25 protein-coding genes and 1 pseudogene are annotated in these 22,834 nt (G+C 69.0%); 8 read left to right on the top strand and 18 right to left on the bottom strand.

Annotation, left to right across the window (positions count from 1 at the left end):
* Positions 1-6: 6 nt before the first annotated feature.
* Positions 7-234 carry a DUF2631 domain-containing protein gene (locus ACIA1L_RS00965; RefSeq protein ID WP_396070222.1) on the top strand — a complete coding sequence of 76 codons (228 nt, stop codon included), beginning with the start codon at positions 7-9 and terminating at the stop codon, positions 232-234.
* A gap of 62 nt (positions 235-296) precedes the next feature.
* Here the strand turns inward: ACIA1L_RS00965 and ACIA1L_RS00960 are convergent, their stop codons facing one another.
* From ACIA1L_RS00960 to ACIA1L_RS00925, 8 genes are all read right to left on the bottom strand, one after another.
* Entirely contained in the window at positions 297-1,436 is a 1,140-nt protein-coding gene (locus ACIA1L_RS00960) for a DivIVA domain-containing protein (RefSeq protein ID WP_396070221.1), read from the bottom strand.
* Between the two features lie 40 nt (positions 1,437-1,476).
* A complete protein-coding gene (rlmN, locus tag ACIA1L_RS00955; protein WP_396070220.1) occupies positions 1,477-2,655 on the bottom strand; it encodes a 23S rRNA (adenine(2503)-C(2))-methyltransferase RlmN in 1,179 nt (392 codons plus the stop codon).
* A 34-nt stretch (positions 2,656-2,689) separates the two neighbouring features.
* The gene (locus tag ACIA1L_RS00950; RefSeq protein ID WP_396070219.1) at positions 2,690-4,063 is read right to left on the bottom strand and encodes a phosphatidate cytidylyltransferase; all 1,374 of its coding nucleotides are present in this window, start codon (positions 4,061-4,063) and stop codon (positions 2,690-2,692) included.
* On the bottom strand, positions 4,063-4,620 hold the full coding sequence (gene frr, locus ACIA1L_RS00945; RefSeq protein ID WP_396070217.1) for a ribosome recycling factor: 558 nt from the start codon (positions 4,618-4,620) through the stop codon (positions 4,063-4,065). The genes ACIA1L_RS00950 and frr overlap by 1 nt, the downstream gene beginning before the upstream one ends.
* Positions 4,621-4,678: 58 nt before the next feature.
* The gene (gene pyrH, locus ACIA1L_RS00940; RefSeq protein ID WP_396070215.1) at positions 4,679-5,443 is read right to left on the bottom strand and encodes a UMP kinase; all 765 of its coding nucleotides are present in this window, start codon (positions 5,441-5,443) and stop codon (positions 4,679-4,681) included.
* Positions 5,444-5,547: 104 nt separating this feature from the next.
* Positions 5,548-6,378 (bottom strand): translation elongation factor Ts, encoded by an 831-nt coding sequence (gene tsf, locus ACIA1L_RS00935; RefSeq protein WP_396070213.1) that lies wholly within the window; start codon positions 6,376-6,378, stop codon positions 5,548-5,550.
* A 76-nt stretch (positions 6,379-6,454) separates the two neighbouring features.
* Positions 6,455-7,345 carry a 30S ribosomal protein S2 gene (gene rpsB / locus ACIA1L_RS00930; protein WP_396070211.1) on the bottom strand — a complete coding sequence of 297 codons (891 nt, stop codon included), beginning with the start codon at positions 7,343-7,345 and terminating at the stop codon, positions 6,455-6,457.
* Positions 7,346-7,626: 281 nt separating this feature from the next.
* Complete coding sequence (locus tag ACIA1L_RS00925; protein ID WP_396070209.1) at positions 7,627-8,337, bottom strand: hypothetical protein; 711 nt, start codon at positions 8,335-8,337, stop codon at positions 7,627-7,629.
* A 144-nt stretch (positions 8,338-8,481) separates the two neighbouring features.
* Between ACIA1L_RS00925 and ACIA1L_RS00920 the strand changes: the two genes are divergently transcribed.
* Genes ACIA1L_RS00920 through dprA form a run of 3 tightly spaced genes read left to right on the top strand, consistent with a single transcriptional unit; the run spans position 8,482 to position 11,604 of the window.
* Positions 8,482-8,841 (top strand): YraN family protein, encoded by a 360-nt coding sequence (locus ACIA1L_RS00920; protein WP_396070207.1) that lies wholly within the window; start codon positions 8,482-8,484, stop codon positions 8,839-8,841.
* Complete coding sequence (locus ACIA1L_RS00915) at positions 8,841-10,379, top strand: YifB family Mg chelatase-like AAA ATPase (protein WP_396070205.1); 1,539 nt, start codon at positions 8,841-8,843, stop codon at positions 10,377-10,379. The genes ACIA1L_RS00920 and ACIA1L_RS00915 overlap by 1 nt, the downstream gene beginning before the upstream one ends.
* A complete protein-coding gene (dprA, locus tag ACIA1L_RS00910) occupies positions 10,357-11,604 on the top strand; it encodes a DNA-processing protein DprA (RefSeq protein WP_396070203.1) in 1,248 nt (415 codons plus the stop codon). Before ACIA1L_RS00915 ends, dprA begins: the two co-directional genes overlap by 23 nt.
* 66 nt (positions 11,605-11,670) lie before the next feature.
* Here the strand turns inward: dprA and ACIA1L_RS00905 are convergent, their stop codons facing one another.
* Positions 11,671-11,856, bottom strand: coding sequence for a DNA-binding protein (locus tag ACIA1L_RS00905; protein ID WP_396070974.1), 186 nt, complete (start codon positions 11,854-11,856; stop codon positions 11,671-11,673).
* Between the two features lie 1,510 nt (positions 11,857-13,366).
* Here ACIA1L_RS00905 and ACIA1L_RS00900 point away from each other — a divergent pair.
* Both ACIA1L_RS00900 and ACIA1L_RS00895 read left to right on the top strand, forming a co-directional pair.
* Positions 13,367-13,513: pseudogene (locus ACIA1L_RS00900) on the top strand (GntR family transcriptional regulator); the annotation flags it as partial.
* Positions 13,514-13,531: 18 nt separating this feature from the next.
* Positions 13,532-13,714 carry a hypothetical protein gene (locus ACIA1L_RS00895; protein ID WP_396070201.1) on the top strand — a complete coding sequence of 61 codons (183 nt, stop codon included), beginning with the start codon at positions 13,532-13,534 and terminating at the stop codon, positions 13,712-13,714.
* Between the two features lie 208 nt (positions 13,715-13,922).
* Here ACIA1L_RS00895 and ACIA1L_RS00890 read toward each other — a convergent pair whose 3' ends face one another.
* A complete protein-coding gene (locus ACIA1L_RS00890) occupies positions 13,923-14,384 on the bottom strand; it encodes a pyridoxamine 5'-phosphate oxidase family protein (protein WP_396070199.1) in 462 nt (153 codons plus the stop codon).
* A gap of 203 nt (positions 14,385-14,587) precedes the next feature.
* On the opposite strand from ACIA1L_RS00890, the gene ACIA1L_RS00885 reads away from it, so the two are divergent.
* A complete protein-coding gene (locus tag ACIA1L_RS00885; RefSeq protein ID WP_396070197.1) occupies positions 14,588-15,505 on the top strand; it encodes a tyrosine recombinase XerC in 918 nt (305 codons plus the stop codon).
* Between the two features lie 463 nt (positions 15,506-15,968).
* On the top strand, positions 15,969-17,156 hold the full coding sequence (locus ACIA1L_RS00880) for an aminotransferase class V-fold PLP-dependent enzyme (RefSeq protein WP_396070195.1): 1,188 nt from the start codon (positions 15,969-15,971) through the stop codon (positions 17,154-17,156).
* A gap of 181 nt (positions 17,157-17,337) precedes the next feature.
* Here the strand turns inward: ACIA1L_RS00880 and ACIA1L_RS00875 are convergent, their stop codons facing one another.
* From ACIA1L_RS00875 to trmD, 8 genes are all read right to left on the bottom strand, one after another.
* Entirely contained in the window at positions 17,338-18,006 is a 669-nt protein-coding gene (locus ACIA1L_RS00875) for a M23 family metallopeptidase (RefSeq protein WP_396070193.1), read from the bottom strand.
* A 111-nt stretch (positions 18,007-18,117) separates the two neighbouring features.
* Entirely contained in the window at positions 18,118-18,441 is a 324-nt protein-coding gene (locus tag ACIA1L_RS00870) for a DUF2469 domain-containing protein (RefSeq protein WP_043532656.1), read from the bottom strand.
* Positions 18,438-19,274: a ribonuclease HII gene (locus tag ACIA1L_RS00865; RefSeq protein ID WP_396070191.1), complete on the bottom strand. Its 837-nt coding sequence runs from the start codon at positions 19,272-19,274 to the stop codon at positions 18,438-18,440. The genes ACIA1L_RS00870 and ACIA1L_RS00865 overlap by 4 nt, the downstream gene beginning before the upstream one ends.
* Positions 19,274-19,738 carry an NUDIX hydrolase gene (locus ACIA1L_RS00860; RefSeq protein WP_396070189.1) on the bottom strand — a complete coding sequence of 155 codons (465 nt, stop codon included), beginning with the start codon at positions 19,736-19,738 and terminating at the stop codon, positions 19,274-19,276. Before ACIA1L_RS00860 ends, ACIA1L_RS00865 begins: the two co-directional genes overlap by 1 nt.
* Before the next feature lie 62 nt (positions 19,739-19,800).
* Positions 19,801-20,448: a signal peptidase I gene (gene lepB / locus ACIA1L_RS00855; RefSeq protein WP_396070187.1), complete on the bottom strand. Its 648-nt coding sequence runs from the start codon at positions 20,446-20,448 to the stop codon at positions 19,801-19,803.
* Positions 20,445-21,329, bottom strand: coding sequence for a signal peptidase I (gene lepB / locus ACIA1L_RS00850; protein WP_396070185.1), 885 nt, complete (start codon positions 21,327-21,329; stop codon positions 20,445-20,447). Before lepB (ACIA1L_RS00850) ends, lepB (ACIA1L_RS00855) begins: the two co-directional genes overlap by 4 nt.
* Before the next feature lie 227 nt (positions 21,330-21,556).
* Positions 21,557-21,916: a 50S ribosomal protein L19 gene (gene rplS, locus ACIA1L_RS00845; RefSeq protein WP_396070183.1), complete on the bottom strand. Its 360-nt coding sequence runs from the start codon at positions 21,914-21,916 to the stop codon at positions 21,557-21,559.
* 143 nt (positions 21,917-22,059) lie between these two features.
* Positions 22,060-22,824, bottom strand: a complete 765-nt coding sequence (trmD, locus tag ACIA1L_RS00840) for a tRNA (guanosine(37)-N1)-methyltransferase TrmD (RefSeq protein WP_396070181.1) — start codon at positions 22,822-22,824, stop codon at positions 22,060-22,062.
* Positions 22,825-22,834 lie beyond the last annotated feature (10 nt).

The following is a 22,834-nucleotide window of genomic DNA, read 5'->3' as shown; positions in this document are numbered from 1 at the left end:
GTCCTCGTGGCAGACGGGCCGGTTTACGCACCCGACCAGCTCAAGCCGGGCAACCGCAAGTCGGCCCGGATCGGCGCGCTGGGCTCGGCGGTCGTCCTGCTGACCATGCTGTGGGGCAACCACGAGGGCAACACCGAGAACATCTGGCTCATCGGTACGGCCGCAGCGCTCGTGCTGGTCGTGCTCGGCGATGTCGTCCTGCGCCGCAACGGCCTCAAGGCGAACGACCAGTAGCCACTTCAGACATCGCCAAGGCCCGCCCTCCGATCTCGGAGAGCGGGCCTTTCGCTTGCTGCTCAGCGCATGTGCAGCAGGATGTCCTTGACCTCGCGCAGCGCGGCGTCGACCTCGGCCTCGAAGTAGCCGCCCGGCACCAGACCGAACTGCAGCGTGTCGAGTTCGTTCTCCGGCACCGGCATCGGCCCACGGCCCGTCATGGCCTGCAGGATGCTCTCGAAGAGGCGGTCCACCTGCGCCGGGTCATAGCCACTCCCGAAGCGCCGCGGCTGGAACGTGCGCCGCAGCTGATCCACCCGATAGAGCTCCGGGCTCCCGCCCTGACCACCCTGTCCGCCGGGGCCGCCACCCATCGGAGGACCGCTCATCGGAGGACCGCTCATCGGAGGGCCGCTCATGGGCGGGCCGCTGGGCGGACCACTCATCGGAGGGCCGCTCATCGGAGCTGGGCCGAAGCCACCCCGCTCGCGTTCCGGCATGCGGATCTCCGCCGTCATGTCCGGCTTGCCGTGCCGACCCGGCTCGAACTGCTCGTAGCCACCCGTGTCGTAACCCTGCGGGGCGGCCGGGCGCTGCGGCATCTGCTGTTGCTGGCCGTAGCCCGGCTCTTCGTAGCGGCCGTACGGGTCCGGCGCGGGCATCTGCTGTCGCTGCGGCATCTGCTGCGGCTGCATGCGGTCGTCCTGCGCGTACGGGTCGCGGGCGAACTGGTCCTCGCGCTGCGGTGGGTACTGCTCTTCGCGGGGCGGGTACTGCTCGTCGCGGGCGTACTGATCGTCGCGGCCGAACTGGCGGTCGTCGCGAACCGGGGCGGCGATCCGCTCGGTGGGCGGCCCGGAGCGACCCATCGCCTGACTCATCCGGTCGGCGCCGCCCATCCGATCGGCGGGCATTCCGCCGCCACCCCGCATCGGCTCCGGCTGCATCCGGGCCTCCGGAGCGCGGCCGCCGGGCCCCCGGTCCTCAAACTCGGCGAGCTGCCGCTCCACCCGATCGAGGTGCAGGTCAACCTGCCATTCGTCGTAGCCGCCGAACCGCACTCGGAAGACGACGTCGTGCACCTCCTGGGCGCCGACGGGCGCCCCGGACTGCTCGCCGGCGAGGGTGGCCTCCACCCGGTCGAGGAAGGCGTCCACCTCGTCCACCTTGTAGCCGCGGCGCAGTGCGCGACGGCGGAAACGCTGCCCCTGACTCGTCACAACGTCTCCCAAATTCGCGTCCGCCGGGAACCGGCCCCAGTCATCGTGCCACCTCCGCGTCGGCGGCGGCGCCCCCAGCGTCCACCACCGTCAGCTCGCTTGCGGCCAGCTGGCCGCACGCACCGTCGATCTCCCGCCCCCGCGTGTCGCGGACCGTGGTCGAGATGCCCGCCTCACGGAGCCGGCGGACGAACTCGCGCTCGACCGGCTTCGGGCTGGCATCCCACTTGCTGCCCGGCGTCGGGTTGAGCGGGATCAGATTCACATGCGCCAGCTTGCCGTGCAGCAGCCTGCCGAGCAGGTCGGCACGCCAGGGCTGATCGTTTACGTCCCTGATCAGGGCGTACTCGATGGAGATCCGGCGGCCGGTCTGCGCCGCGTAGTCGAACGCGGCATCGAGCACCTCGGCCACCTTCCAGCGCTGGTTGACGGGCACAAGCTCATCGCGCAGATCATCATCAGGGGCGTGCAGGGACAGCGCAAGGGTCACGGAGAGCTCTTCGGCGATCAACCGCCGCATAGCGGGCACAAGTCCCACCGTCGATACGGTGATGTGCCGCTGGGAGAGCCCCAGACCCTCCGGCGCGGGCGTCGTGAGCCGGCGAACCGCCTCGATCACCCGCGGGTAGTTCGCCAGCGGCTCACCCATGCCCATGAACACGATCCGGGACAGCCGCGGCGGTGAGCCGGTGACCGCACCCGAGGCGGTCACCCCGGCGAGATACACCACCTGGTCGACGATCTCGGCCACGGACAGGTTGCGGGTCAGCCCGGCCTGGCCGGTGGCACAGAACGGGCACGCCATGCCGCACCCCGCCTGGCTGGACACGCACGCCGTGACTCGGTCGGGGTAGCCCATCAGCACGCTCTCGACCATCGCGCCGTCGTGCAGCCGCCACAACGTCTTGCGGGTAGCCCCGTCGTCGCAGGCCAGTTCCTTCTGCGCGGTGAGCAGCGTGGGCAGCAGCTTCTCGGCGAGCCGGTCCCGGGTGGCGGCCGGCAGGTCGGTCATCTCCGCGGGGTCCCGCACGAGCCGGCCGAAGTAGTGGGTGGAGAGTTGCTTGGCCCGGAACGCGGGCTCACCCAGCTCGGCCACCGCGGCCCGGCGCCCGGCCAGGTCGAGATCGGCAAGGTGGCGTGGGGGCATGGCGGGACGGCGGCGCGTAGCGACCGCGTCGGGCTCGTCGGGGCTGGTGGGGATGACCGGAAGAATCGTCATGGCAGGTCCAGTCTCCCACGTCGGGTACACACGCCTACCCCGGCGGCGCGATGAGGGAGAGCAGCAGGTATGCCGCTGGGACGGCGAAGAGGATCGAGTCGAGCCGGTCCATGAGCCCGCCATGCCCGGGCAGCAGGTTACTCATGTCCTTGATGCCGATGTCCCGCTTCAGCATCGACTCGGCGAGGTCACCCACGACCGCGGCGACGGAAATCACGGCGCCGAACAGCAGACCCCAGTAGAGGGCGACGTCGAGCAGGAAGTAGAGCAGGATCGCGCTGCCCACCGCCGACGCGGTCACCGAGCCGGCGAAGCCCTCCCAGGACTTCTTGGGGCTGATGGTGGGCGCCATCGGGTGCTTGCCGAAGAAGACGCCGGCGGCGTACCCGCCGGTGTCGGACAGGATCACCGCGATCAGCGCGGACAGCACCCGGGACGGCCCGTCGTCCGCCGGCTGGGCCAGCAGCACGGCGAAGCTCAACAGGAACGGCACGTAGACGGTGACCAGGGCTGCCGCGGCGAGATCCCGCCGGAAGCCGGCCTTGTGCTCACTGAACCGCCAGACCAGTGCCGCGAGCAGCGTCGCGACCAGTCCCAACTGCAGCGCGTCGGGCCCTTCGAACCAGGTCAGCCCGACCATCAGTACGCCGCCCGCGAGCAGCGGCACCAGCGGCGGGCGCGCCCCGGTGACCTTGAGCGCCCGCACCATCTCCCAGATCCCGACGCCCGCCACGATCACGAGAACGCCGAGGAAGGCTGGCTTCCACAAGATCAGCGACAGCAGGATGGTGACGCCGAGGCCGACGCCGACGCCGATCGCCGCTGGCAGGTTGCGGCCCGCACGGCCCTTCTGCTTCGCCGGCACCGGCTTCCCGTCTCGTCCCGCTCGACGCTTACCCGGCCCGCGACGGCCGGCTTCCGCGGTGGTCAGCTCCCACTCAGCCTGTGAAGTCGAGGTGGCGGCGACAGGTGCCGCCCAGTCCGGCTCGGGGAGCGCGTTCGCGTCGGCCGCCGCTCGTTCCGCCGCGTCGCGCCCCGCCACGCTTTCTGCGCCACGGCCAAAGTCCTGGCCGAATGCCGCGCTTCCTGCGCGACGGGCGGGTTCCTGGCCGAATGCGCCGGAATCGGGATCGGAGCCGGGACCTCGGCCGGGATCGGTCGCGCCCGGGTGGACGGTTCCGGCCGAGGGGTCGGTCGCCCAGGACGGGTAGGGCGGTTGCGTCGCGCCCTGCGAACGGGCCGCGCCGGGTGGCGAACCCCAGGGATGTGCGGCGGCGCCCGGCGCCGGCGTGCCGGGGTCGTCCCCGAGCCGATCGGCGGGCGCCGGACCGGCATACGGAACCGGGGCGTCGGAGGGTCCAGACGCCCGGCTGCCGGAGTGCCCGCCGCGGGGCTCGGGGTACGTCATCAGACCTCGAGCAGCTCGGCTTCCTTGTGCTTGAGCAGCTCGTCGACCACCGCGACATAACGGTGGGTAACGTCGTCAAGCTCCTTCTCGGCGCGGCGCACATCGTCCTCGCCGGCCTCGCCGTCCTTGTTCAGGCGGTCGAGCTGCTCTTTGGACTTACGGCGCACGTTGCGGATCGCGACCCGGCTGTCCTCGGCCTTGCCGCGGGCAACCTTGATCATCTCCCGACGCCGTTCCTCGGTCATCTGCGGCAGGTGGATGCGCAGCTGGGTGCCCTCGTTGTTGGGGTTCACGCCGAGGTCCGAGTCACGGATCGCGCGCTCGATCGAGCCGAGCTGCGACGCGTCGTACGGCTTCACGATCACCATGCGCGGCTCGGGCACACCGACGGACGCCATCTGGGTCACCGGGGTGGGCGCGCCGTAGTAGTCGACAACGATCTTGGAGAACATCGCCGGCGTCGCCCGACCCGTACGGATGGCGGCGAACTCCTCCTTGGCGTGCTCGACCGCGCTCTCCATCTTTTCTTCGGCCTCGAAGAGGATCTCGTCGATCACTGCTCCGTCGCCTCCTTGCCTCTGCTGAAAAGTCCGATGGTGGGGGGATGGCGCGGGATCACGCGGTGATCAAGGTACCGATCTTCTCGCCGCTGACCGCGCGGACGATGGTGTCGTCACCCTGCGCGCCGAAGACGAGCATCGGCAGGCCATTCTCCTCGCAGAGGCTGAAGGCAGCCTGATCGGCCACCCGCAGGCCCTGCTGGAGCACGCCCGAGAAGGTGATGTGGTCGATCTTGCGGGCCTCCGGATCGGTACGGGGGTCCGCGGTGTACACGCCGTCGACGCCGTTCTTGCTCATCAGCACGAGATCGGCGTGGATCTCCAGGGCCCGCTGCGCCGTGACGGTGTCCGTGGAGAAGTACGGCATGCCGGCGCCGGCGCCGAAGATGACGACCCGGCCCTTCTCGAGGTGCCGGATGGCCCGCAGCGGAATGTACGGCTCGGCGACCTGCGCCATGTGGATCGCGGTCTGCACCCGCGTCTCGATGCCTTCCTTCATCAGGAAGTCCTGCAGGGCGAGGCAGTTCATGACGGTGCCGAGCATGCCCATGTAGTCGGCGCGGTTGCGGTCCATGCCGCGCTTCTGCAGCTCGGCGCCGCGGAAGAAGTTGCCGCCACCGACGACGACCGCGATCTGCACGCCGCGCCGCGTCACGGTGGCGATCTGCCGGGCGAGGCCCTGGATGATGTCCGGATCGACACCGACCGCACCACCGCCGAAGACCTCGCCGGAAAGCTTGAGGACGACCCGCCGGGGCCGCTCGGGCCGCGGTGCCGGAATTTCGCTCACCGCAACAGTCTGCTCGGACACCATCGTCATGCCGAACCCGCCCTTTCCTTCACTGACACCGAGACCTTATGTGACGGGGAGGCCGGGCGCTTGTCTCGCGTCCCGGCCTCCCGCGCAGTGCGCTGGTGGCTGGATTACTCCTGGCCAACCTCGAACCGTACGAAACGGGTCACTTCGATGCCGGCGTCGGCGGCGACCTGCTTGACGGTCTTCTTGTTGTCGGTAACCGACGGCTGCTCGAGCAGGACGGTGTCCTTGAAGAAGGAGTTCACCCGGCCCTCGACGATCTTGGGCAGCGCCTGCTCCGGCTTGCCCTCCTCGCGCGCGGTCTCCTCGGCGATGCGGCGCTCGTTCTCGACCGTCTCGGCCGGCACCTCGTCGCGGGTGAGGAACTTCGGCCGCATCGCGGTGATCTGCATGCCCACGGCGCGGGCGTCGTCGGCGGCAGCCTCGTCGTCCTTGCCGGTGTACTGCACGAGGACGCCGACCTGCGGCGGCAGGTCCTGCGCCTTGCGGTGCAGGTAGACCGCGACGGTGCCGTCGAGCTCGGCGAAGCGGTTGAGCACGATCTTCTCGCCGATCTTGGCGGAGAAGTCCTGGATCACGTCGGCGACGGCCTTGCCATCCTCGAGCGAGGAGGCGAGCAGCGCGGCGGCGTCGGCAGCGTGGATCTTGGCGCCGTGCTCGACGAGCTGCTGACCGAGCGCGACGAAGTCAGCGTTCTTGGCGACGAAGTCCGTCTCGCAGTTCAGGTCGAGCAACGCCGTGCCGGAGTGGGCGACGATGCCGTTCGCGGCGGTACGACCCGCGCGCTTGCCGACATCCTTGGCACCCTTGATCCGCAGGAACTCGACGGCCTTGTCGAAGTCGCCCGCAGACTCCTCGAGCGCCTTCTTGCAGTCCATCATTCCGGAGCCGGTGAGGTCGCGGAGCTTCTTCACGTCCGCGGCGGTGTAGTTGGCCATGACTCTCTCTCGATGCTTGAGGTCCGGATCGGGAAGTACCCGGCCGCCGTCACCGGCGACCGGGCTCCTTCAGGTATTACTCCGCGGAAGCGGCGACCTTCTCGGCGTCGGCGGCCGGGGCGGCGTCGGCGGCGGGGGCAGCCTCGGCGGCCGGCTCGGCGTCAGCGGCCTTCTTGTCGGCGCCCTCGTAGAGGTCCCGCTCCCACTCGGGCAGCGGCTCGCCGGCGGCGACGGTGCCCGGCTCGGGCTTCTCGTCGGCGTTGCCGCGGCCCCGGCCGGAGCGCTTGATCAGACCGTCGGCGACAGCGGCGGCGATGACCTTGGTCAGCAGCTCGGCCGAGCGGATCGCGTCGTCGTTGCCCGGAATCGGGAAGTCGACCTCGTCCGGGTCACAGTTGGTGTCCAGCACCGCGATGACCGGAATGCCCAGCTTGCGGGCCTCGTCAACGGCGATGTGCTCCTTCTTGGTGTCGACCACCCAGATCGCCGACGGCACCTTCGTCATGTCCCGCAGACCACCGAGGGTCTTGGTGAGCTTGGTCTGCTCACGGAACAGCTGAAGGGTCTCCTTCTTGGTGTAACCCGCGGCGGTGCCGGTCAGGTCACCGATCGCCTCAAGCTCCTTCATGCGCTGAAGACGCTTGTACACCGTCTGGAAGTTGGTGAGCATGCCGCCCAGCCAACGGTGGTTGACGTACGGCTGGCCGACGCGGGTCGCCTGCTCGGCGATCGCCTCCTGGGCCTGCTTCTTGGTGCCGACGAAGAGGATGTGACCACCCTCGGCGACGGTGTCCCGCACGTACGCGTAGGCCTTCTCGATGTAGTCGAGGGTCTGGCGCAGGTCGATGATGTAGATACCGTTGCGCTCGGTGAAGATGAAGCGCTTCATCTTCGGGTTCCAGCGCCGGGTCTGGTGCCCGAAGTGGACACCGCTCTCCAGCAGCTGGCGCATGGTCACGACGGCCATGGTGAATCGCTCCCTGTTATCCCTGGTTGTCACGCTCACCGGCGGTGGGCGTCCTGGCGCCCGGTCGCCGGCCCGGAGTGGGCCCGAATCGCATCGGGACCAGGGAGGGCCGTCGCTGACAGCTCATGGTCGAGCAGGGCTCTAGTCACACAGGCACTGAACGAACACGGCAGCGGCAGAGGGCGCGCGAGGTCGACCGCGCAGGGCGGTCGCCGTCGACCAGCATACGCCGTGCGCCGGGCTGCTCGCCTCCGGGCTGCTGGCTGCGCCGCCGGGTCGGCTCAGGCCACCGCCAGACCGGCCGCCAGAAGCAGGACCAGACCGACCGGAAGGTACGCAAGTGGCGCCCGTGACCAGTTTTCCCAGCTGCCGGAGGTGAGGGAGAACACGCCGTAGCCGGTCAGCGGAAGTCCGAGGGTGAGCAGGACCGCCGGGACAACATCGCGGGCCGTCGAATCACCGGTGAAGGCCGAACGGAACAGCAGCAGGGCGGCCGGGACGAACAAGACGGCGGTGACGAGCGCGAAGATCGTCGCCGAAACCGGGCGGCCAGGGTGGTCAGGAACGGCCGGTGCGGCAGCAGGCGGCTCGCTCGATGGCGTAGGCGTGGGCTCCGTCGTAGGAATCTGGCTGGTCCGGCCGTAGGTCGCACCCTCTGCACGGGGCGTTGCATCGAAGGTCGGCGGCGCGGGTGGCGGCATCGGTCGCTCACCGAACGGCGCAACGGACGGAGACGCGCTGCTGGGGCGGACAGCGGGATATTCCGGGCCGCGGACCGGCAACCGGATCGAGCCAGAGTCGACCGCCGAACCGGCCTGCTCCTGCCCCGGCAGCGGCGTCAGTCGATCCGGCGGCGGATACTCGGCCGGGCGCTGCTCCGGCAGCCGGAAAGCACCACTGGGCCGATCCCACGGCGTCGCCTCCCGCTCGGCGCGCCGCTCCGCGTACCAACTCGGCTCCAGCTCTTCGTCGTATCGGCGATGTCCGTCCACGATCCCGAACCGTAGGCCAGGAAAAACTCCGCTGCCACCGCGGGGCACCTAGCACAACCCTCGATGACCGTACGGTTATCCACAGTTGCGGTCTATCCACAGCCCACCGGGCACCACCGGTCGTCTCCGGCCACTGTGACGCCCATGACGAACGAGACCCGAGCAGTCGGCGCGTACGGCGAACGCCTCGCCGAACGCCACCTCAGCGAGCAGGGCCTCATCGTCCTGGCCCGCAACTGGCGCTGCCCCGACGGCGAAATCGACCTCATCCTCCGCGACGGCGACGACATCGTGTTCTGCGAGGTGAAAACCCGCCGCAGCGCCACGTACGGAACCCCCACCGAGGCGATCAATCGCACCAAGGTCCACCGCCTCCGCAAACTCGCCGCCCGCTGGCTCGCCCACAGCACCATCCACCCCCGAGAAGTCCGCTTCGACGTCATCGCCATCACCCCCCAGCCCAAAGGCGCCCCCCACCTCGACCACCTCCGCGCGGCGTTCTGATGAGCTACGCCAAGGTGCTGTGCATCGGCCTCGTCGGTCTGGCCGGCCAGGTCGTCGAAGTCGAGGCCGACATCGCCGTCGGTTTGCCCGCCGTAGTGCTCACCGGACTTCCGGACGCCGCCCTGAACGAGGCCAGAGACCGGGTGCGGGCTGCGGTGGTCAATTCGGGCCAACGCTGGCCGAACCGCCGGATCACCGTCAACCTCCGGCCGGCAACCTTGCCCAAACAAGGCAGTGGATTCGATTTAGCTATCGCCTGCGCCTTGCTGGCCGGTGCGGGTGAGCTACCGCTTGCGCCGCTGGAGGGCACGGTGGTTCTCGGCGAGCTGGGCCTCGACGGCACTGTCCGCCCGGTGCGCGGAGTGCTTCCTATGGTCACCGCCGCGGCTGCCGCGGGGCTCACCAAAGTGGTCGTACCGTTCGACAATGCCCACGAGGCAACTATGGTGCCGGGCCTGACCGTCGATGCCGTCGACTCGTTGCACCGACTCGTTGCCTTCATTCGCGGCGAAGCAGACCTCCTACGCCCGCCGCTACAACCCACGACGCCGCTATCCCTCGGCCCGGACCTGGCCGACGTCGCAGGGCAAGAATTTGGCCGCTACGCGATCGAGGTAGCGGCTGCGGGCGGCCATCACCTTTCCATGGTGGGACCGCCGGGCGCGGGCAAGACCATGCTCGCCGAACGGTTGCCCTCGCTCCTTCCAGAGCTGGACGACACATCGGCACTCGAAGTAACAGCCCTGCACTCGATCGCCGGAGTGCTGCCACTCGACGGACGGCTGATCAGACGACCTCCGTTTCAAGCACCTCATCACAGCGCGAGCCTCGCCGCGCTGGTCGGCGGCGGGTCAGGAATCGCTCGACCAGGGGCAATTTCCCTTGCCCACCGGGGCGTACTTTTCCTGGACGAGACACCGGAGTTCGCGAATGCCACTTTGCAAGCCCTGCGCCAACCGCTTGAGAACGGCAAGGTCCTCCTAGCCAGAGCACGAGGGACCACGGAGTATCCGGCGCGGGTCCAAGTCGTCCTGGCAGCCAACCCCTGCCCGTGCGCGACCCCCACCGGTGAGCAGTTCTGCCAATGCTCTGCCGTGGTCAGGCGGCGCTACCTGCACAAACTTTCCGGGCCGCTCCTCGATCGCATCGACATTCAGATCAAACTCCAGTCTCTCGGTGCAGCTCAGCTCATGACGGCGACCACTCCGGCCGAGCCTTCCGCAGCAGTAGCGACGCGCGTCGCCGCAGCGCGATCAGCGGCAGCGGCCCGCTGGGGCAGCCACGGATGGCAGGTCAATGCAGAGGTCCCCGGCCCGCACCTGCGAAGACTTCCCTGGCGGCTACCTCCCGGAGCAACGGCCGCACTCCGCAAGGGCTTAGAGCGCGGATCGCTCTCGGCCCGCGGCTTCGACCGAGTGCTGCGCCTCGCCTGGACTATCGCCGACCTCGACGGCCGCACCGTTCCCACCGCCTCCGAGGTGGACGAGGCGGCCCAACTAAGGATGGGAGAAGCGCATGAGCGGCAAAGCGCGAAGTGACGGCGGCAGTGACGCCGACCGAAGGGCGCGGGTGGCGCTTACCTGGCTTGCAGAGCCGGGAAATCGCGTGGTGTGGGAGCTCGTCCAAGCCCACGGCGCCGTGGACACCCTCGAGCGGCTGGTCGCCGGCGACATTCCCGAGGCTTCCTTGCGTACGACTGTGCTCGCGCGCTCGAGATCGGAGGATCCACGCCGGGTGGCCGAGTTCGCGATGCGGCGCGCACGGCGGCTCGACGCTCGGGTGATCGTCCCCACCGATGATGAGTGGCCGGACGGCGTGCAGTCACTGGCGACCCTCGAGCTGGACATCGGCGGCCGGATCAGCCGAGACATCCGCCCGCCGCTGTGCTTGTGGGTGCGCGGAGCCCGGCCGCTGGGTGCGGCTCTCGAGCGGTCCGTTGCCATCGTGGGGGCGCGGGCTGCCACGCCGTACGGCTTGCACGTTACGGCCGATCTCGCGTACGGCCTTGCCGAGCAGGACTGGACGGTCGTCTCGGGTGGGGCGTTCGGCATCGACGCGGCCGCGCATCGGGCGACGTTGGCGGCGGGTGGGTGCACGGTCGCGGTGTTGGCCTGCGGTGTCGATCGGCCGTACCCGATGGGAAATGCCGCGTTGTTCGAGCAGATCGTGGAGAGCGGGCTGCTGGTCAGCGAGTGGCTGCCGGGTGCGGAGCCGTTGCGGCACCGCTTCTTGATCCGCAACCGGGTCATCGCCGCAGCGACCACCGGCACGGTCGTTGTCGAGGCGGCAGCTCGGAGCGGGGCGGTGCAGACGATGAGCCGGGTGGTCGCCTTGAACCGGCGTGCCATGGTCGTGCCGGGACCGGTCACGTCCGCGATGTCGGTGGGCTGCCACGAGCTGCTCCGCCGCTATCCACAGACGCGGCTGGTGACGGGCACCACCCACGTACTCGACGAGATCGGCCGGATCGGCGAATACCTGGCCGAACCCGCGCGGGGCGGCGTTCACGTCCGCGACGACCTCGACGAGGAATCCGCGCTGATCTTGGAGGCCGTGCCGCGCCGCGGCGCCGCGGGTCCTGAGCGACTGGCCGCGAAGGCGGGCCTCAGCCTGCGCACGGTTCTGCGCCGTTTATCGCTATTGGAGACGAAAGGCCTGATCGTACGCCGTCCTGACGGCATCGCACTGGCACCGCTGGCGACGGCTCAGGTTCCCCGCACGGTGGTCCGCCAAGCTCAGCAACAGCCTGACGCGACGGGGTGAGGCCACCACGCTGCCGGCCGGGCCACGCGCAGCGATGGTGTCGCCGCACGTGGCTGCCGTCGTCGATCAGTCTTCGGAGTCGTCGAGGTCGCGGCGGTGGACCTTCATCCACGCCTCTACATCTTCGGTCAGCCACACTTTGCCCTGCGCGAGATCTGCGATCGGGGCAGGAAAGTCGGCCCTGCTGGTGATCTGGTACGCCCGCTGCCGGCTCACCCCGCCCAGACGGACGCGGATCTCGTGCGCACCCATGAGTCGGATCGCCTTAGCCACATGATCGACCGTAGGCGCATGACTATTAGTCGCGAGTCAACTTGTTGCAAGACAGCTAGTTATTAGTCAACTAGATTGGTCGCATGACTACCCCACGCGGCCGAAGCCCCAACCGGCATCCGCAACACACCCTCCACAGACGCCATTGGCGCAGCTTGTGGCGTCGATGCACCTGCGGTCGCCGCACTCCCTGCCCCTTCGGAAACCCGCAAAGTTCCGACATCTCGGCAGCACTCGAGGAGACGGTCCCCTTGCCGTTCTACCGCTTCCCACCAGCCCCGCAGCCGCGCCCCGACTCCACGACTCATCGCATCGAGCCACCATCGAATCGAGCGTCCACACCCCCACCAGCCACCGCGGGAGTCCCGGCGCGGCACCTGCCGCCACCGTCCGATCGATCAGTCCCAGCGACGCGCTCGGCGAACGCGGCGGAATACGACCCGGTCTCGCTCAGGCTGGAAGACCGCCAAGCGGCCCGACCGCGGGCAACTCCGCTACCCGATCATCTTCCGGGATCACCAGGCCGCCGCGACGCCACTGCTGACAGCAGGACTCCTGGCGTGCTGCGCGCAGATCCGAGGCCCGAACCCATCCCTCGCGCATGGAGCGAAGGACAATCCGACGCTCCCACCAAAACAAGACCCCGCCGCCGCCCGCACGATCCCACGAGACCGGGTCAGCGCCACGCTGATCCCCCTGGCCTCAGAGCCAGTAGCCACCCACCCACAGCGGAAAGATCCACCCTCGAGCAAAGTCGTCGACCTCCCGCCGCCCGGCCAGAGCCGCAGGACAAACGACACACACGCTCGATCTACTCGATGAACTGGGTGCCGGTGCCGGCGTCGGCGTCGGTGTCGGTGTTGAAAGGCGGTGTCGGCGTTGACGGCGGCGAAGCTCAGCGGTGGCCGGCGGATCGCACCAGCGCCATCCTCGGCGCCAACACGTCACGTCCGGCAACGAGCAGCAGCTCCCACACCACTGCACGCGCCACGCAAGGCGACATCCGGCATGCCGATCCGCGCGGTGATACCGACACAATTCGCATTCACCGAAATGGATCGGCGTGGTCAACTCCAAGCCCTCCGAACAGCGAGCCGAATGCCCATGCCCCTACGCCGGATCATGCGCGGCGAGATCCGTCACGAAGTCTCCCGAGCTGGACCGCGCACACAGTGGCCTCCGACCAGGTCGGCAGAGCGGGTGCGCTCACACCCGCACAAGCGTTCCGCGCACAGGGCCACCTGGGCAGAAGCGAGCGCCGAACCTCAATGCCAGCTTCGAAGGTTGACCAGCAGCGCCAAGACCGTGCCAGGCGAGTGCCATGGTTCGATCCGCACGGCGAATAGCCACCCAGCAATGACAAGCACTGCTCTTGGGATAAGACGGCGGTAGCAGCAGGCGGCGGCCGGTACCTGATGGGACCGCCGACCGCCGCCCGCCACGCGATCAAGCTCAGCCTTCCAGCGCGGTCTTCCGTCAGCTCGCCGATCTGCTGCGCAACCAAATCGCATTGACGCCGGGTGAGCCGCTGCCGAGCGAACTGCGCCGAGCCCAGGAACACGGAATCAGCCGCACCACGGTCAGGCAGGCCATCGGCCAGCTCCGCACCGAAGGCCTGGTAACTGTCGACCGTCCTCGAGGGACCTTCGGCCAAGTGCCCGAACCGACAGAGCTCGTGGCCCTGGCACCCGGCGAAAAAGCCAGTGCGCGCAGGCCCACCGACGCGGAACGCCGCACCTACCGACTCGGTGAAGGCGTCCCGGTCTTCGTCATCACGGCTCCCGACGGGTCAGTCACCGTGCATCCAGCCGACCGCGTGCAACTCACCCGCCCCTAGCAGCGCGGTCATACCCAAGCAGCAGCCACGCCAGCAGCCTGCGCTCTGCGGCCGCCGAAGCGGCATCACGCCAACCGCCTGCCCCCCGTCGCGACACCTGAGCGGCCCAATCGCATCCGCGCCAACCGCCGCCTCCCGGCGATGCCTAAGCGGCCCGAGCGGCATTCATGTCACCCCCTGCGCTGCTCGACGCCCGAGCGGCCTGCGCCTACTTTCGGGTGCGTCGCCGATAGCCGTGGTGCGAGTCCCAGGACTCGATCACCAAATGGTCTGCCGGGTTGCCGACATAGGTGAGGACCACCTCGCGGATGTCCACCCGGAAGCTGCCCGACCCCGGGAACGGGCTGTCCTCCGGCACCGGCACCTCCACCGCCACGCCGGCAAGTTTGGCGTCACCCAGCCATTGTTCGGGGTGGTCCGTGGGCGGATCGGCTGAGGGGCTATGGATGGCAATGCGGGGATCGCGGCGTACGTCGAGGAGCTTCATCGAGCCGCCCATCGAGCCGAAGGTGACCTCGCCGTCGACGAAGCCGAGCTCGGTGCCACTGATTCGCGGGGAGCCGTCTCGGCGGAGGGTTGCCATCGTCTTGTTGGTGCCCGCGTCGAAGCGGGACTTGACCCTGGCGGCGAACTCGGGGTTGTCCGCCGCGACCTGCTGCCAACTAGCCATGGTTGCGACCCTAGGACACCGAACGCGGATCATGACGACAGCCGACTCTTTCGCCGCGGGGCCAGGTTGCCAGCGAAGTCCATTCGCCGTGGCAGCAGCCGGATCGATCTGCCACCAGGGCAGCGGCGGTCCGCAGAGCCGCAACTCAAACTCAGCACCCCCGAGACGAGGGCCTGACCGCACCGCCGCGCGATGATGGAACCATGGGTACGCGCGAGATCCACGAGATATTGCCGCCGGCGCTGCGCCAAGCAGTGGATGACTTCAGCGTCCATCTAGCGCGGGTCGACAATCGCTCTGCCCACACCGTACGGGCGTATGTCGGTGATGTCGTTTCTTTGCTCGACCATGCCGCGCGGGCGGGGTGCGCGTCCGCCGCCGATCTGGACATTGCCCTGCTGCGTGGTTGGCTCGCGCAGCGGATGTCGGCGGGTGCTGCACGCACCTCACAGGCGCGGCGGGCCGCTGCCGCGCGCACCTTCACCGCCTGGGCGCACCGCAATGGTCTCTGCCCCAACGACGTGGGCGCTCAGCTCGCCAGCCCACGCGCGCACCGCGACCTTCCGTCGGTCTTGCGCACCGATCAGGCAGCGGATCTGGTCGTCGCCACGACCGACCCCCATCACGTACGCGACAGCGCGGTCCTCGAACTCCTTTATGCCACCGGCATCCGCGTCAGCGAGTTGTGCGGCCTCAACCGCACCGACGTGGACGAGACTCGACGGGTAGTCCGTGTGCTGGGCAAGGGCGCCAAGGAGCGAGCGGTCCCCTATGGCGTGCCGGCGCAGCGCGCGCTCGACGACTGGTTGCGGCACGGTCGCCCGAAGGTAGCCACTCCAGACAGCGGCGAAGCCCTCTTCCTCGGCGCGCGCGGTGGCCGGCTGCAACAGACCGTCGTCCGCCGAATCGTCGACGGGGCGGCCCGATCTGCAGGACTGCCCCACACCAGCCCGCACGACCTGCGCCATTCGGCCGCCACCCACCTCCTCGACGGCGGCGCCGATTTGCGCGCGGTGCAGGAGCTCCTCGGCCACGCCTCCCTGTCAAGTACCCAGATCTACACCCACATCTCCACCGAACGACTCCGCGCCGCCTTCCGCCAAGCCCACCCCCGAGCCTGAGCCCGCTCACCTCCCACTGCACCACTCAAGAGAGAACACCCAGCCCAAACGCCACAACGCTCATGCACCCATCCAGCGCCCACATCGCTGTCGAGGCGACCCAGCGAGGGTGGTGCAGGCCGGCGACTAGCCCCGCCGCGCCAGCCGGGATCCGGGTCGTCGCCGCCCTGCGCATCCCGCCGCGCGCCACATCCCGACGCGCGCCACATCCCGACGCGCCGCATCCCGACGCGCGCCACATCCCGCCGCGCGCCACATCCCGCCGCGCGCCACATTCCGCCGCGCCGCATCCCGACGCGCAGCTCTCCTACGCGGCACTCGCCGCGCCCCGTCCCATCGCATAGCGCTCCCAACCGGCGGCGCATGAGAGCCACGACACCAGCAGGGACCAGGGGCGGGCGCGTGGCTGCAGGCCGTCGTTGATCACGGGACCTGGTGCGGCGCGGTGACGTACGATCGCAGCGTGAGCGCCGGAGATCCGCCCCCGCCCATTCCGGGAGCGCGGCTCCTGTTCTCCCTCGACCCCGGCGTCGCCTATCTCAATCACGGCTCGTTCGGCGCCGTGCCGATCAGTGTGCAGCGCGCCCAGCAGCGGCTCCGGGACGAGACTGAGCGCAATCCCATGTCGTTCTTCGCGCCGCCCGGGCTGACCGAGCGCATCGTCCATACCCGACGGCATGTTGCCCAGTTCCTCGGCGCGGATCCGGACGGCAGTGCTCTGGTGCCGAACACCACGAGCGGGGTGTCGCTCGTCTTGCAGACGGTGCGGCTGCAATCCGGCGACGAGGTGCTGCTGACCGACCACGGGTACGGCTCGAACGCCCTCGCTACCCGACGCCAGTGCCGCCGTGACGGGGCGACTGCGCGCACGATTGCGTTGCCCGTCGACGCCGGGGACGCCGAAGTGGTGTCGCGGGTTCGGAGTGCGCTGCGGCCCGGCAAGACGAAGCTCTTGATCGTCGACCAGCTCACCTCCCCCACGGCCAAGGTCCTGCCGGTACGCGACATCGTGGCAGCGGCCCGTGAGCACGACATTCCCGTCCTCGTGGACGCCGCCCACGTCCCGGGCATGCTTCCAGTGGAGGTCGACCGGATTGGTGCCGACTTCTGGGTCGGCAACCTGCACAAGTGGGCGTACGCACCCCGCGGCACCGCTCTGCTCGCCGTGGCTCAGCCGTGGCGCCGCCGGGTGGAACCGCTGGTCGTCTCGTGGGAGCAGGAGACAGGTTTCCCCCTCTCGGTGGAGTTCCACGGCACGGTGGACTACAGCTCATGGCTTGCCGCCCCCATCGGACTGTTCATGTTGCGCACGCTCGGCGTGGACACGGTGCGCCACCACAATGCGGCGCTGGCGGCGTACGGCCAACGGGTTGTGGGTGCTGCTCTCGGCCTTGCGCCCACCGAGCTGCCTGACCCGGGTGCTGCCGAGGCTGCGATGCGCGTGTTGCCACTGCCGCACGGCGTCGCCACGACCGCTCCTGAGGGACAGGCGCTGCGACAGCACATCGCGGAGAAGTTGGGCGCCGAAGTGGCAGTGAACGCGTGGGGCGGCCGGGGTTGGCTGCGACTGAGCGCCCAGGTCTACAACCGTGCGGAAGAATACGATCGGCTCGCCCAGCGCCTGCCAGATCTCCTCGCCGCCTGGCGATAACCACCGCCCCAGCGACAACCACCGGCCCGGCGACGGCCACCAGCCCGGCGACAGACACTGGCCCGGTGGTGGGCACCGACCCGGCGGCAGGCACCGACCCGGCGGTGGCACCGACCCGGCGGCAGGCTGGCCTGGCGATAGACACCGGCCTGAAGGTGGGCACCCGAGTCGACCTGGGCTGTCATAGCGGCAGCAGGCGGACCCGGCCCAGACTCAGCAAACTCAGCGGGTCAAGGTAGTCCGCACCGCGGCGGAGTCCCCAGTGCAGGCACGCCGCGGCTGGGCAGCCGCGATGCCCCGCCGACAGCGTTCCGATGTGTTCGCCTGCGGCAATCGACTCACCCATCCGCAGCTGCCGCACGTGGAGTGGCTCGTAGGTGGTGCGCAGACCGCCCGGATGTGCGAGGCTCACCACCCCCCGCGTGCCCACCGTGCCGCTGAACACCACGGTGCCCGCCCTGGCCGCCCGGATCGGAGTTGCCGGGGGCGCAGCGAGGTCCACGCCGCGATGGCCGGCCAACCAGGGCTGCGGCGGCGGCTCAAAACGACGGACGACGGACGCATCGGCCACCGGCCACACGGAGCCACGAGCCGGCGAAACCGGTAACCCGACAAGGGCCGAGGACGCCACGAGACCCGAGGACCCCGTCAAAGCCGAGGACGCAGGAGAAGCCGAGGACGCAGGAGAAGCCGAAGACGCGAGAGAAGCCGAAGACGCGAGAGAAGCCGAAGACGCGAGAGAAGCCGAAGACGCAGGAGAAGTCGCCGAAGCCGAGGTGGAGGCTGATGACGCGACAGGAGGCGCGAGAGAAGCCGAAACGAGAAGCAGGAGCGCGATGAGCGAAGCCATGCCCGCATCGTGCCGGGTTGATTCCCCCATGGCGGAGAGCCCTGTGGAAAGCCCAACTCTGTGGAAAACCCAGCCCTGGTGAACCAGCCCGGCTTGGAAATCAGGTAACCCTCAGCCGCCGAAGTTCGCGTCGTCAGGCAGCGAGATGTCCGGCTTTTCGAGCTCCTCGACGTTGACGTCCTTGAAGGTCATCACGCGGACGTTCTTGACGAAGCGGGCCGGGCGGTACATGTCCCAGACCCAGGCGTCATGCATCTCGACCTCGAAGTACACCTCGCCGTCGGAGTTGCGGACGTGCAGGTCCACCTGGTTCGCCAGGTAGAAGCGGCGTTCCGTCTCCACCACGTACGAGAATTGGCGGACGATGTCGCGGTACTCCCGGTAGAGCTGCAGCTCCATCTCGGTCTCGTACTTCTCGAGATCCTCTGCGCTCATCGCTTCTCGCCCTCCATGGCCTCATCTTCCCCCACCGGCACCGGCGGCCGAGGCTGCACGCCCGACGCCACGCCGACGGTACCCTCCAGCTCCGGCCACAGCATCAGCGGCTCGGCCGTACCGGCCGCAGAATGCATGTGGGCTCCCGATGTCGACGGACGGCGAGCCCGTGGCGGGCGATTTCCGCGGCCCGAGGCGGCGGCCACATTCACGTACGAGAAGCGGTGCTCCACGCATGGACCTTGGGCGGTCAGTGCCGCGCTGTGCTCGTCGGTGATGTAGCCCTTGTGTACGGCGAAGCCGTAGCCCGGGTATTGCCCGTCGAGCTCGACCATTAGTCGGTCTCGGGTGACTTTGGCGAGCACGCTGGCGGCGGCCACGCACGCGGCGACCCGGTCGCCTTTCCACACGGCGAGCCCGGGGGCGCCGAGGCCGTCGACGGGAAAGCCGTCGGTGAGGACGTAGTCGGGGGTGGTGCTGAGCGACGCCAGCGCCCGGCGCATCGCTGCGAGGTTGCAGACGTGCAAGCCGCGGGCGTCGACCTCGGCTGGCGGGATGATCACCACTGACCAGGCCAGGGCTCGCCGCACCACCTGGTCGTAGACGCGCTCCCGGGCGGCCGCGGTGAGCAGTTTCGAGTCGGCCAGTTCGTCGATCTCGCCGCGTTTGCCCTCGGGCAGAATCGCCGCGCCCGCCACCAGCGGTCCGGCGCAGGCGCCGCGCCCGGCCTCGTCGGCACCGGCGACGTTGCGGAAGCCCCGGCGTTGCAACGCGCGTTCCAGCGCGTACAGGCCGGCTTCGCGGCGGACGACCGTACGGGGTGGGGCGAGCATCAGTGCCCCCGTACGGTATCGGCGCAGCGCTGGAGCAGCGCGGCGAGATCGGCGGGGTAGATCTCGGCGTCGGTGGTCTCGATCTCGGCGACACTCCACCAGCGGTGTTCGGTGATCGTTTCCTGCTCGTCGGCGTCGAATCCGGCGGAGTCGACCTCCCAGGACGGCACGCGGTGCAGGAAGAAGTGCTGGTTCTGGCGGTAGTGCTGCTCGCGGTAGCTGAACTCGGTCACTTCGTGGTGCACCGGCTCGCCGAGCTCGGTGGGGTCGACGCGCAGGCCGGTTTCCTCGGCCAGCTCGCGGGCGGCGCACTGCGCAGGCGTCTCGCCGGAGTCCAGGCCGCCGCCGGGGGTGAACCACCAGCGCAGTCCGGGCCGCGCCGGGTCACCGCCGCAGAGCAGCAGGACGCGGTCCTCGGCGTTGACGAGCAGCACCCGTGCCGCCCGCCGGTCGATGTACGTCACGCCTCCAGCCTATTGCGCCGGACATCGATCTTGACCCCGGCCCCGGGACGGAGGCCCGGGAGCTACTTGGCCGGGGGTGCGTCCGGGATGCTGTCGAACTGCTCGGGGACGCTGAGCCAGGTCGCCCGGCCCACCGGCCAGAAGATGGTGAAGGCGCGACCGACGATCGAGTCGGCTTTGATCGTCGCCGCGTCGATCTGCTGGGTCTGTTCCCAGTGTTCCAGCGAGTCACCGGACTCGGACCGGTGGTCGCCCATCACCCAGAGCCGGCCTTCCGGCACGACGATGTCGAACGGCTCGTCGGCGGCGGGGTCCTGATTGCCGGCGTCGTCCTTGAAGATGTACGGCTCGTCCAGGGACTGCCCGTTGATCTTGATGCGCTGCTGGTCGTCGCAGCACATCACGTGGTCGCCGCCGACGCCGATGATGCGCTTGATGAAGTCCTCGCCGTCGCGGCCACGCCAGTCGCTGGGCGCTTTGAATACGACGATCTCGCCGCGGCGGGGCTCGCGGAAGTCGTACACGAGCTTGTTGACCAGCACCCGGTCCCAGATGTTGAGGGTGTGCTCCATCGACGGGGACGGGATGTAGAACGTCTGCAGGACGAATGCGCGGACCAGGACCGCGACCAGAATCGCCACGCCCAACAGGATGGGAAGCTCGCGCCAGAAGGAACTGTGACGCTGCTTGCCGGTCTGCTCGTCAATCACTCCCGGAGCCTACGTCTCCGGGGGCGGAACCACAGTCTGGAACGCGCGGATATGCCGACACTCAATAGCAGCGGGAGGGCTGCTGCCGTGGTGACCGGATCGGGCGAGCGGTCCGGTTCGGTGCTGATCGGGGCGACACCGACCGGATTGGCGGCCGCGTAGGCCTTCCAGTTGTCGGGCACGGACAGGCTGGTGAAGCGGCTGGTCGGCCACACCACGATGAAGGCGCGCCCGATCACGTTGTCGATCGGGACGGTGCCCTGACACCGGGCGTCCTGGGAGACGAGCCGGTGGTCGCCCATGACGAACATCTCGCCGGCGGGCACGGTCACCTCGGCGAACCGGCGGCTGCTGCACTGCCGCGGGTTGGGTGGGGCATCGAGCGGGGAGTTTTCCTGCACGTACGGCTCGTCGATGGGCGCGCCGTTGACGGTGATTCGGCCTTTGTCGTCGCAACATGCCACTTTGTCGCCGGGCAGCCCGATCACCCGTTTGATGAAGTCTTTCTCACCCGGGCGGCTGACGCCGACGAGGTCGCCGATGGTCCGGCCGAGTTTAGCGCCGAAGGTGTTGCTGATCGGCTCGGAGGGCTCTTCCGGTGCCCAGCTGTCGGTGCCGCGGAAGACGACGATCTCGCCCCGGACCGGGTCGCGCATGTCGTAGACGACCTTGTTGACCAGCACCCGGTCGCCGACGAGGAGGGTGTTCTCCATCGAACCGGAGGGGATGAAGAACGCCTGGACCAGGAAGGTGCGGATCAGCACCGCGAGGCAGAAGGCCACCACGAGCAGCAGCGGGAGTTCCTGCCAGAGCGGCATTTCCTTGCGCCGGATGACCCGGCCGCGGCGGCGCCCGGAGGAGGAGCCCCGGTACCCACGCATCGGTTCCACGCTACGTATCTCCCGCCGCCGATCCGGTCGATCGCCCCGGATACAGCACTACCGCCCGCATTCCCTTGCGGGAACAAGTCGGGCGGTAGTGCGAATAAACCCGCCAGCGCGGCGGACGCCGCAAAGGCACTGTTTCCCATTCGTCACCGGCGCAAGCGTAGTTCGCCTGACCGAGAAACGTCAGTCCGAGTGAATACGGCCCGGACCTACGAAGGGGTTCAGTTGGCGGTCTGCTTCTCGCGCAGCTCCTTGATCTTGGCCTTCTTGCCCCGGAGCTCACGCAGGTAGTACAGCTTGGCGCGACGGACGTCACCGCGGGTCACGACCTCGATGCGGTCGATCGCCGGGCTGTTGAGCGGGTACGTCCGCTCGACACCGACGCCGAAGCTGATCTTGCGAATCTTGAAGGTCTCCCGCAGGCCACCACCCTGCCGGCTGATGACGACGCCCTGGAACACCTGGACGCGAGAGCGGTTGCCCTCCACGACCCGGGCGTGCACCTTCAGGGTGTCCCCGGCGCGGAAGAGCGGCAGGTCGGTACGCAGTGACTGGGCGTCGAGATCGTCCAGCGTATTCATCGAGGCATCCTCGTGTTACTCAAAGCGCACCGGGAGTTCGATACGCGAATGGGTGATTCTGAACTTCTCCGCGGGCGGGAAGAACGCGGGCGGGGAAGAACCTCGTCCGGCCACCACGGCGTAGTGAACGAACGGCAACCTCCCTACTTTGCCACACGCGACCCCGGGACCCGAAATCCGGCCTCCTCGATCGCCGCCCGGTCTCGCTTGTCGAGCCGCTCAGGCGGGTACGCCGCGAACAGGTCGGGACGACGGGCGGCAGTCCGCAGGAGGGACTGTTCTCGACGCCAGCGCGCGATCCGGCCGTGGTCCCCGGAGCGCAACACCTCGGGCACGTCCAGGTCCCGCCAGGTCGCGGGCTTGGTATAGACGGGTGCTTCCAGCAGCCCGGCGGCGTGCGACTCCTCAGTCAGCGAATCGGCGTTGCCCAGCACTCCGGGCAGCAACCGGGTGATCGCCTCCATGATCACGATGACCGCGACCTCGCCGCCGAACAGCACGTAATCACCGAGCGACACCTCCCGCACCGGCATCCGGGTCGCGGCGTCGTCGAGCACCCGCTGGTCAATGCCCTCGTAGCGGCCACAGGCGAAGATCAGATGGGGCAGCTCGGCGAGCGCGGTGGCGTCCGCCTGGGTGAACGGCTTGCCCACCGGCGACGGCACGACCAGCATCGACTCATCCGTCGCCACGGCGGAAAGGGCCTGGGACCACGGCTCGGGCCGCATGACCATGCCGGGCCCGCCGCCGTACGGGGTGTCGTCGACGGTGCGGTGCACATCGGAGGTCCAGGTGCGCAGATCGTGCACGGACAGGTCAAGAATGCCGGTGCCGCGGGCCTTGCCGATCAGCGACAGGTCGAGCGGCGCAAAGTAGTCCGGGAAAATCGAGATGACGTCGACGCGCACGGGGAGAGGC

This window comes from Actinoplanes sp. NPDC051859, assembly GCF_044452725.1.
Taxonomy (GTDB): Bacteria; Actinomycetota; Actinomycetes; order Mycobacteriales; family Micromonosporaceae; genus Actinoplanes.
This window is presented reverse-complemented; position numbering and strand designations above follow the sequence as displayed.

Coding starts and splice junctions, on each gene's coding strand:
- rpsB (WP_396070211.1), bottom strand. CDS start 7,345: ATGGCCGTCGTGACCATGCGCCAGCTGCTGGAGAGCGGTGTCCACTTC.
- ACIA1L_RS00875 (WP_396070193.1), bottom strand. CDS start 18,006: ATGGCTTCGCTCATCGCGCTCCTGCTTCTCGTTTCGGCTTCTCTCGCG.
- ACIA1L_RS00890 (WP_396070199.1), bottom strand. CDS start 14,384: ATGGCTAGTTGGCAGCAGGTCGCGGCGGACAACCCCGAGTTCGCCGCC.
- ACIA1L_RS00870 (WP_043532656.1), bottom strand. CDS start 18,441: ATGAGCGCAGAGGATCTCGAGAAGTACGAGACCGAGATGGAGCTGCAG.
- rplS (WP_396070183.1), bottom strand. CDS start 21,916: ATGAATACGCTGGACGATCTCGACGCCCAGTCACTGCGTACCGACCTG.
- ACIA1L_RS00865 (WP_396070191.1), bottom strand. CDS start 19,274: ATGCTCGCCCCACCCCGTACGGTCGTCCGCCGCGAAGCCGGCCTGTAC.
- tsf (WP_396070213.1), bottom strand. CDS start 6,378: ATGGCCAACTACACCGCCGCGGACGTGAAGAAGCTCCGCGACCTCACC.
- ACIA1L_RS00905 (WP_396070974.1), bottom strand. CDS start 11,856: ATGGGTGCGCACGAGATCCGCGTCCGTCTGGGCGGGGTGAGCCGGCAG.
- ACIA1L_RS00920 (WP_396070207.1), top strand. CDS start 8,482: ATGACGAACGAGACCCGAGCAGTCGGCGCGTACGGCGAACGCCTCGCC.
- ACIA1L_RS00885 (WP_396070197.1), top strand. CDS start 14,588: ATGGGTACGCGCGAGATCCACGAGATATTGCCGCCGGCGCTGCGCCAA.
- pyrH (WP_396070215.1), bottom strand. CDS start 5,443: ATGACGATGGTGTCCGAGCAGACTGTTGCGGTGAGCGAAATTCCGGCA.
- ACIA1L_RS00915 (WP_396070205.1), top strand. CDS start 8,841: ATGAGCTACGCCAAGGTGCTGTGCATCGGCCTCGTCGGTCTGGCCGGC.
- lepB (WP_396070185.1), bottom strand. CDS start 21,329: ATGCGTGGGTACCGGGGCTCCTCCTCCGGGCGCCGCCGCGGCCGGGTC.
- dprA (WP_396070203.1), top strand. CDS start 10,357: ATGAGCGGCAAAGCGCGAAGTGACGGCGGCAGTGACGCCGACCGAAGG.
- rlmN (WP_396070220.1), bottom strand. CDS start 2,655: ATGACGATTCTTCCGGTCATCCCCACCAGCCCCGACGAGCCCGACGCG.
- ACIA1L_RS00950 (WP_396070219.1), bottom strand. CDS start 4,063: ATGACGTACCCCGAGCCCCGCGGCGGGCACTCCGGCAGCCGGGCGTCT.